Origin of the sequence: Ciceribacter lividus, assembly GCF_003337715.1 — a bacterium.
Classification (GTDB): Bacteria; Pseudomonadota; Alphaproteobacteria; order Rhizobiales; family Rhizobiaceae; genus Allorhizobium; species Allorhizobium lividum.
Window position 1 is genome coordinate 88,227 of record NZ_QPIX01000015.1, and the last position, 6,211, is coordinate 94,437.

8 protein-coding genes and 2 pseudogenes are annotated in these 6,211 nt (G+C 65.4%); 1 reads left to right on the top strand and 9 read right to left on the bottom strand.

What is annotated here, in order from left to right:
* Positions 1–74 precede the first annotated feature (74 nt).
* The 5 genes from DFR48_RS20585 to DFR48_RS20605 form a co-directional block, all read right to left on the bottom strand.
* Entirely contained in the window at positions 75–413 is a 339-nt protein-coding gene (locus DFR48_RS20585) for a type II toxin-antitoxin system HicB family antitoxin (RefSeq protein ID WP_114365087.1), read from the bottom strand.
* Positions 410–664: a type II toxin-antitoxin system HicA family toxin gene (locus DFR48_RS20590; RefSeq protein ID WP_114365088.1), complete on the bottom strand. Its 255-nt coding sequence runs from the start codon at positions 662–664 to the stop codon at positions 410–412. The genes DFR48_RS20585 and DFR48_RS20590 overlap by 4 nt, the downstream gene beginning before the upstream one ends.
* Before the next feature lie 52 nt (positions 665–716).
* Positions 717–1,634 carry a c-type cytochrome gene (locus tag DFR48_RS20595; protein ID WP_114365089.1) on the bottom strand — a complete coding sequence of 306 codons (918 nt, stop codon included), beginning with the start codon at positions 1,632–1,634 and terminating at the stop codon, positions 717–719.
* Positions 1,635–1,727: 93 nt separating this feature from the next.
* Positions 1,728–2,171 carry a c-type cytochrome gene (locus DFR48_RS20600; protein ID WP_114365090.1) on the bottom strand — a complete coding sequence of 148 codons (444 nt, stop codon included), beginning with the start codon at positions 2,169–2,171 and terminating at the stop codon, positions 1,728–1,730.
* A gap of 364 nt (positions 2,172–2,535) precedes the next feature.
* Positions 2,536–3,165, bottom strand: coding sequence for a LysE family translocator (locus DFR48_RS20605; protein ID WP_114365091.1), 630 nt, complete (start codon positions 3,163–3,165; stop codon positions 2,536–2,538).
* 130 nt (positions 3,166–3,295) lie between these two features.
* On the opposite strand from DFR48_RS20605, the gene DFR48_RS20610 reads away from it, so the two are divergent.
* Complete coding sequence (locus tag DFR48_RS20610) at positions 3,296–3,997, top strand: helix-turn-helix transcriptional regulator (RefSeq protein ID WP_114365092.1); 702 nt, start codon at positions 3,296–3,298, stop codon at positions 3,995–3,997.
* Here DFR48_RS20610 and DFR48_RS20615 read toward each other — a convergent pair.
* The 4 genes and pseudogenes from DFR48_RS20615 to DFR48_RS22055 form a co-directional block, all read right to left on the bottom strand.
* Positions 3,994–4,839 (bottom strand): metallophosphoesterase, encoded by an 846-nt coding sequence (locus tag DFR48_RS20615; protein WP_114365093.1) that lies wholly within the window; start codon positions 4,837–4,839, stop codon positions 3,994–3,996. The genes DFR48_RS20610 and DFR48_RS20615 overlap by 4 nt on opposite strands.
* A gap of 136 nt (positions 4,840–4,975) precedes the next feature.
* Positions 4,976–5,302 (bottom strand): hypothetical protein, encoded by a 327-nt coding sequence (locus tag DFR48_RS20620; protein WP_114365094.1) that lies wholly within the window; start codon positions 5,300–5,302, stop codon positions 4,976–4,978.
* 224 nt (positions 5,303–5,526) lie between these two features.
* Positions 5,527–5,835: pseudogene (locus DFR48_RS20625) on the bottom strand (transposase); the annotation flags it as partial.
* A gap of 181 nt (positions 5,836–6,016) precedes the next feature.
* Positions 6,017–6,211: pseudogene (locus tag DFR48_RS22055) on the bottom strand (autotransporter outer membrane beta-barrel domain-containing protein); the annotation flags it as partial.

The following is a 6,211-nucleotide window of genomic DNA, read 5'->3' on the forward strand; positions in this document are numbered from 1 at the left end:
CCGCAAGACCTTCATGCGGGCTGCGGAATGGCCGGTACGCCGGTCATTCCGCGTCCGCGCCGCCTGACCGATGCTCAACCCTTCCCGCCAACCGCCTCGGCAAGAACGTCCTCCGCCCACTGGTTCAGGCTCTTGCCTGAAAGTTCGGCAGCCCTTGCGGCACGCGCATGCAGTTCGGGCGCGACGCGGAACATCATCTTGCCGGAATAGGCCTTCATCGGCGCCCGCCCGAGCTTCCGGCAAGTCTCCAGATAGTCGTCGACGGCCTCGTGGAAGGCGGCTTTCAGCCCCTCCACCGTATCGGCGTGAAAGCCGACCACATCGTCGATTCCGGCCAAGCGGCCGACGAAAATATCGTCCTCGCCATCGAATTCGACGCGGGCCGAAAAACCCTTGTAATTCATGGTGTTCATGGCACAATTCCCAGCATTTCCAGAAAGCGTCGCGCATCACGGACCTGATAACGCTTGGCTTCCTTCTCCGGGTGCGGCCGATGGAAGAGGGCCAGCAGCCCGTCCTTTTCGAAGCGAACGCGCGAGCCGCTTCCTTCCACCACGGTGCAACCGGTCGCGATCAGCAGACTTTCGACATCGGACCATACGATGGAGCCGGGCACCGGCTCCCTGAAAATCGCCAGCAATGTCTTTCGATGCCGACCGTTCATGCCTCAATATGGAGGATGCTAGCATATTTTGCAAGCATTATGACGCCCAAGCCTATTCCACCGCGGGGACGGCCTTCAGGTAGGCGGCGATTGCCGCGCGGTCCTCGGCCGGGAGCTCGGCCATGTTCTTCTGGACCTCGACCATCGCGCCGCCGACGCTGTCGAAATCCGGGGTGAAACCGGTTTCGAGATAGGCGGCGATGTCGTCCTCGGTCCAGGCGCCCATGGTCTTCGAGCCGGGGGTGATGTTCGGGATCGTGCCCTTGCCTTCCGGGTTCGGCCCGCCGGCGAGCCACAGCCCTGCCTTGAAGCCGCCGAAGGCGTCGCGCGGCGTGTGGCACTCGCCGCAATGGCCAGGCCCCTCGACGAGGTACTGGCCGCGCTTCACCGCATCGGAGGCATCGGCAAGCGCGACGCGCGGCGCGGTCGAGAAGTAGAGGAACTTCCAGCCACCGAGCAGAAGGCGCTGGTTGAAGGGGAAGGAGAGCGCGTGGTCCGGCGCCGTCTTGTCGCTCGCCGGCAGCGTCTTCAGGAAGCCGAAGAGGTCGTTGACGTCCTGCGGCGTCATCCGCGCATAGGAGCCGTAGGGAAAGGCCGGGTAGAGATGCTCGCCATCGCGGCCGACGCCGCGGGTCATCGCATTGCCGAACTCGGCGAGCGTCCAGCCGCCGATGCCGGCCTTGGCATCGCTCGAAATGTTCGGGACGTAGAAGGTGCCGAAGGGGCTTTGAAGCGGCGCCCCGCCGGAGAGCACCAGGCGATCGTCGCCGGCAGCGCCCTTCGCTGCATGGCAGCTCGTGCAGCCGCCGGCAAAGAAGATGCGCCGGCCGTTTTCGAGATCCGGCGTGCCGAGATCCGCCCAGACGGACGCCGCCTGCGGGGCCGGCGCGGTGACGAAGAGGAAGCCGGCGCCGCCGGCGATCCCGAGGACGACGAGGGCGCCGAGCGCCTTCAGGGTTTTCCGTGCCATGACACCTCCGGAAGCCTGCGGGAAACGCGATGCACCGAAAAGGCCCCGGCCGCCTTCGGCCGGAACCCGCTTCGTGGCGTCTCGCCCGGGCGGTTACTTCTTCAGCCGGTACGTCTCGTGACAGGCGCTGCAGGCCTCACCGAGCGCCTTCATGGTCGCGCCGGTGCTCGCCTGATCGGCCGGAAGGGCGGCGAGCTGGGCATCGGCGACCTTCACGAGATTGGCGGCCTTGGCCTTGAAGTCATCCATGTTTTCCCAGATCTTCGGGCTCGCTTCGGACTTGAAGCCCGTCTCGGAGCCGGCGGGGAAATTTTCCGGGAAGGTCGCGGCGACCTCCTTCATGGTGGTCAGCGAGGCCTTCACCACCGCGGCGTCGAAGGGCTTCTTGCCCTTGACGATCGCGCCGATGGCACCCATCGCGTCACCGACCTTTTCCATCATTTCCTGACGCACGACCTGAGGTTCTCCGGCGGCGAAAGCCGTGCCCATTCCCAGAGCGGCGGTAACGGCCGCAGCCGCGACAAATCTCAGCTTCATAGAAAATTCTCCCGTTCAATAACCGGCCGCGCCGGCGTTGATACCAACGCCCGATGATTGCAGGATGTTCGCCAAGGAATGAAGTCACAATCCGGTGATGCCCGGCGCGGGTCGCAAATCCTTGATCCCGTTCATGAAGTTGACCACGGTCGGAACTGCCGGGAATGGATGCAGCGATTGGACGGCGAACACAATCCTCCGTCATGCTGGACTTGATCCGGCATCCAGCGCGATCAAGTCCTTGATCGCGAGAAGAGTCCTTCGCGGCGCCGACGCGCCGCGGCTAGACCCCGGCTCAAGGCCGGGGTGACGGCGGAGACTGAGCCACGCGTCGCCCCAACGACCGTGGCCAGTAGCCGCCGCCTCAGCGGAGGCTCTCCCAGAGCGTGACGGCGGCGGCGGTGATCAGCAGTGCGCCGGCGCCGCGGCCGATCCAGACGGTGATTGCCGGGCTGTTCGTCAGCAGGTTGCGGGCACCGTCTCCGGCAAGCGCCACCGCGCCGTAGACGAGGCCCTGGATCAGAACCGTCATGGCGCCGAAAACCAGACCCTGCAGCCAGATCGGCCCGTAGACGGGTTTGAGGAACTGCGGATAGACCGCGAGCACGAAGATGTAGGCCTTGGGGTTGAGGAGGCAGGTCGTCACCGCTTGGCGGAAGGTCGTCCAGCTGCTCCGCCGTCCGGTGCCCTCGACCGAGGAGACGGTGATCGAGCTCAGGACGAGCGAGAACCCGACCCAGATCATGTAGGCGGCGCCGACGACGAGCAGCGGCAGGAAGAAGCGCGGCGCGAAGGCGACGAGGAAACCGGTGCCGAGCGTGCCGTAGAGCGTGTGCACCGCCCCGCCGGTCATCATGCCGCCGGTCGCCGTCAGCCCCTGCCGGCGGCCGCCCGAAAGCGAACTGGCGAGCACATAGATCATGTCCATGCCCGGCACGACGATGATGCCGAGGATCAGGAGGAAGAAAAGCCAGAGATTTTCCGTGTAAGTCATGTCAGTATCCTTGCGAGACCGGATCGGCTGTATCGTCGTTTTGGACGGAAAATCAGCCTGTTGATCGGCAATCTAGCGAGGAGCAACTGACAGCGTCCTGTCAGGAGACCCGTCCAGGGAGGATCAGAAAATGCGCAAGGCCTCGCGGCTCTTCGAGATCATCCAGATCCTGCGCACGGCGCGGAAGGCGGTGACGGCACGAACGATCGCCGAGGCGCTGGAGGTGACGGAGCGCTCGATCTACCGCGACATCGCCGCCCTTCAGGCGATGCGGGTGCCGATCGAGGGCGAGCGCGGGCTCGGCTATATTCTGCGGCCCGGCTTCGACCTGCCGCCGCTGATGTTCACCATCGAGGAGACGGAGGCGATCGTGCTGGCGCTCGCACTCCTCGAACGCACCGGCGACGAAGGGCTGAAGCAGGCGGCGAAACGGGTCACCCAGAAGATCGCCGGCGCGGTGCCGCCGCCGCTCCGCCGCACGCTGGAAACGAAGGCGCTCTACGCCTGGGGCGCGGCCGCCCCCTCGCCTGCCGGCGTCGACCTGGCGCTCCTGAGAAGAGCGATCCGCGACGAGCGCAAGCTCGAGATCGACTATCGCGACGAACTCGGGCGGGCGAGCGAGCGCATCATCCGGCCGATCGCGCTCATCTACTATTCGCAGACGGCGACCATCGTCGCCTGGTGCGAGCTGCGGCAGGCGCTGCGCAGCTTCCGCGCCGACCGGATCGAGCACTGCGCCGAGGCGGACGGCTTCTTCAAGGGTGAAGGCGACCGGCTGCGGGCGCTCTGGGTAAACGGCTGGCGGGCCGAGGACGCCGCGGTCAATGGCTAGCGAAGCGCAAGTCTCCGGCTCGGCTCGCGGCCGAAACCGGTGATGTCGATACGGTCGTCGAAGACCTCGACAAGGGCGAAGGCGTTCTCCCGCTCGGTATCGACCATGCCACGGAAATTGACGAAATGGGTGCCGCCGAGTTCGCCGTAATTGCCGGTGTGGTTGTGGCCGCAGAAATAGGCGGCGACCGCCGGCGAGCGGACGAGCAGGCCCGCCACCTCCTCGGCGTTCCAGAGATTGTGCTCGTTGTGCGGGAAGAGCGGATAATGCCCCATCACGATCACCGTCTCGCCGGCTTCTTCCGCGAGCGCCAGCCGCTCTGACAACCAGACGAGCTGGGCCGCGCCGACGCCGCCGTTCCATGTCTGGGCGTTGACGGCTCCCGCCTGCTGCAGGGCGCGCAGCATTTCCTCGGCAGTCGCACGGCGGGGATCGCCGGGCGGCGGCGCGAAGAGCGAGATGTCGCTGCCCTCGATGACGACGATGCGGCAACCGTTGCGCACGAGGTCGTAATAGGGCGCGGCCATGCCGAGCCTTCCATGCACCTCGCCGAGCCGCGCCTCTTCCACCTTGAAATCATGGTTGCCGGGCAGGAACAGGCATTCGTGGCGCAGCCCCGCATAAACGGAGAGCACGGCGTCGAAATTCTCGAAGCCGCGGTCGATCACGTCGCCGAGGGTGAGCACGAAATCGAGGTCCTCGGCGTTCAGCCGGCGAACCGCCTCGGAGAGCTTGTCGAGGCTGTTGACGAAATAACGGTCGAGCCTGAGATCGGGCTCGGCGGCGGCATATTGCGGATCGGCGATGATGCCGAAACGGAGACGGGGAGCGGAAGAGGTCACGGGAGGCACGCCTGCAATCGATGATGGCGGACGCTCTTAGGATGCGGATGTGACGACGCGATGACAAGCGACGGACGGCACATGAAGACAGGCGGGGGACGCATCGCCCCGCCTGTCGGTCTCCCCGGACGTCTTTTCAGTACCAGCGATAATGCGAGCGCTGGGGCGTTTGCGACGCGGTGGCGATGAAATAGCCCACGAGGCCGCCGATCAGGCCGGCCATCAGGAGCGCCGTCGAGGTTGCGGCGGGGTGTTCGCGCACGACACCGGCGACCGTCGCGGCTTCGTTGCGGGCGTACTGCGCCGCATCGCCCGCCGTCCGGCTCGCCCCTTCGAGGGCCGCCGCCGCGCGGCCGCGCAGCTGTCCTGCGGCCCGCTCGCCCTGGAGCCCGAGCGTTTCCCGGAGTTCCCGGATCTGGGCCTGAAGTTCGCGCATCTGTTCCTGGATCGGATTGTCGGCCATGGTCGCTCCTCTTTGTCTTCAAGGGATTGCGAAACGTCCAGTCATCGGGGATTGTTCCACCTTCCCGCCATGCTGGCAAGGAGCGACGTCGCGGCACGACGCGGCGGAAGGTCGCGCGCGCTGTCACGGCGCCCGAGGATTGCGACAAAGCCGTCGGGCGAAATCCCGCCTATCCGAGAGACCGGGCGATTCTGCTTCCCGGGCACCGTCGAAAATCCTCACCGGGCCATCAGTGGGTGATATGCCGTATGTGCAGCGGAAGGCGCCACTTTTTTTCTTTGGAGAAGTTCGCGGAGTGCAGCAGCTTCCAGCATCTGTTCGGCCAGCAGTCTCTTCAGCATGGCGTTCTCGTCCTCAAGCGTCTTCAGCCGTTTCGTTTCGGACACTTCCGTGCCGCCGTACTTGGCTTTCCAATTGTAGAAAGTCGCTCTCGAAATGCCGTGCTTGCGGCACAGGTCGGTTGCCAAAGCGCCGGCGTCCTGCTCCTTCAGCAGCTCAATGATCTGTTTCTCCGTAAATCGCTGCTTACTCATTCGTCCGTCCTTGATAAGCCGGGCCCCGATTCCGACTGGAGAAAACTATCTGCGGCAGGCCAGAAAGGCCCTGGAGCGACGTCGCAGCAAGACGCGGCGGAAGGTCGCGCACGCTTCTCGCTGCTTCCTTGTGGAAGGCCGGCCGCGAGTGCCCGCGGCCGGCCATCGTCATAGAGGGTTCTCAGAACCTGACGTCATAGCTTGCGCGGATCATGTGATCGGAGCGGTCGGAGCCGAACTGTCCGCCATAGGACAGACCGAGGCCGACATTCTGTGCCAGACCGAACTCGACCCCACCCTCGACGACCAGGGAATCCCGGGCAAGCGGCAGGCCGGATACCGTGAACGCATCGCCACCGGACGCGAAGCGCGCGAG

Excerpts from the sequence above, each read along its gene's own strand:
- DFR48_RS20585 (WP_114365087.1), bottom strand. The coding sequence starts at position 413 with ATGAACACCATGAATTACAAGGGTTTTTCGGCCCGCGTCGAATTCGAT.
- DFR48_RS20605 (WP_114365091.1), bottom strand. The coding sequence starts at position 3,165 with ATGACTTACACGGAAAATCTCTGGCTTTTCTTCCTCCTGATCCTCGGC.
- DFR48_RS20590 (WP_114365088.1), bottom strand. The coding sequence starts at position 664 with ATGAACGGTCGGCATCGAAAGACATTGCTGGCGATTTTCAGGGAGCCG.
- DFR48_RS20620 (WP_114365094.1), bottom strand. The coding sequence starts at position 5,302 with ATGGCCGACAATCCGATCCAGGAACAGATGCGCGAACTTCAGGCCCAG.
- DFR48_RS20600 (WP_114365090.1), bottom strand. The coding sequence starts at position 2,171 with ATGAAGCTGAGATTTGTCGCGGCTGCGGCCGTTACCGCCGCTCTGGGA.
- DFR48_RS20595 (WP_114365089.1), bottom strand. The coding sequence starts at position 1,634 with ATGGCACGGAAAACCCTGAAGGCGCTCGGCGCCCTCGTCGTCCTCGGG.
- DFR48_RS20610 (WP_114365092.1), top strand. The coding sequence starts at position 3,296 with ATGCGCAAGGCCTCGCGGCTCTTCGAGATCATCCAGATCCTGCGCACG.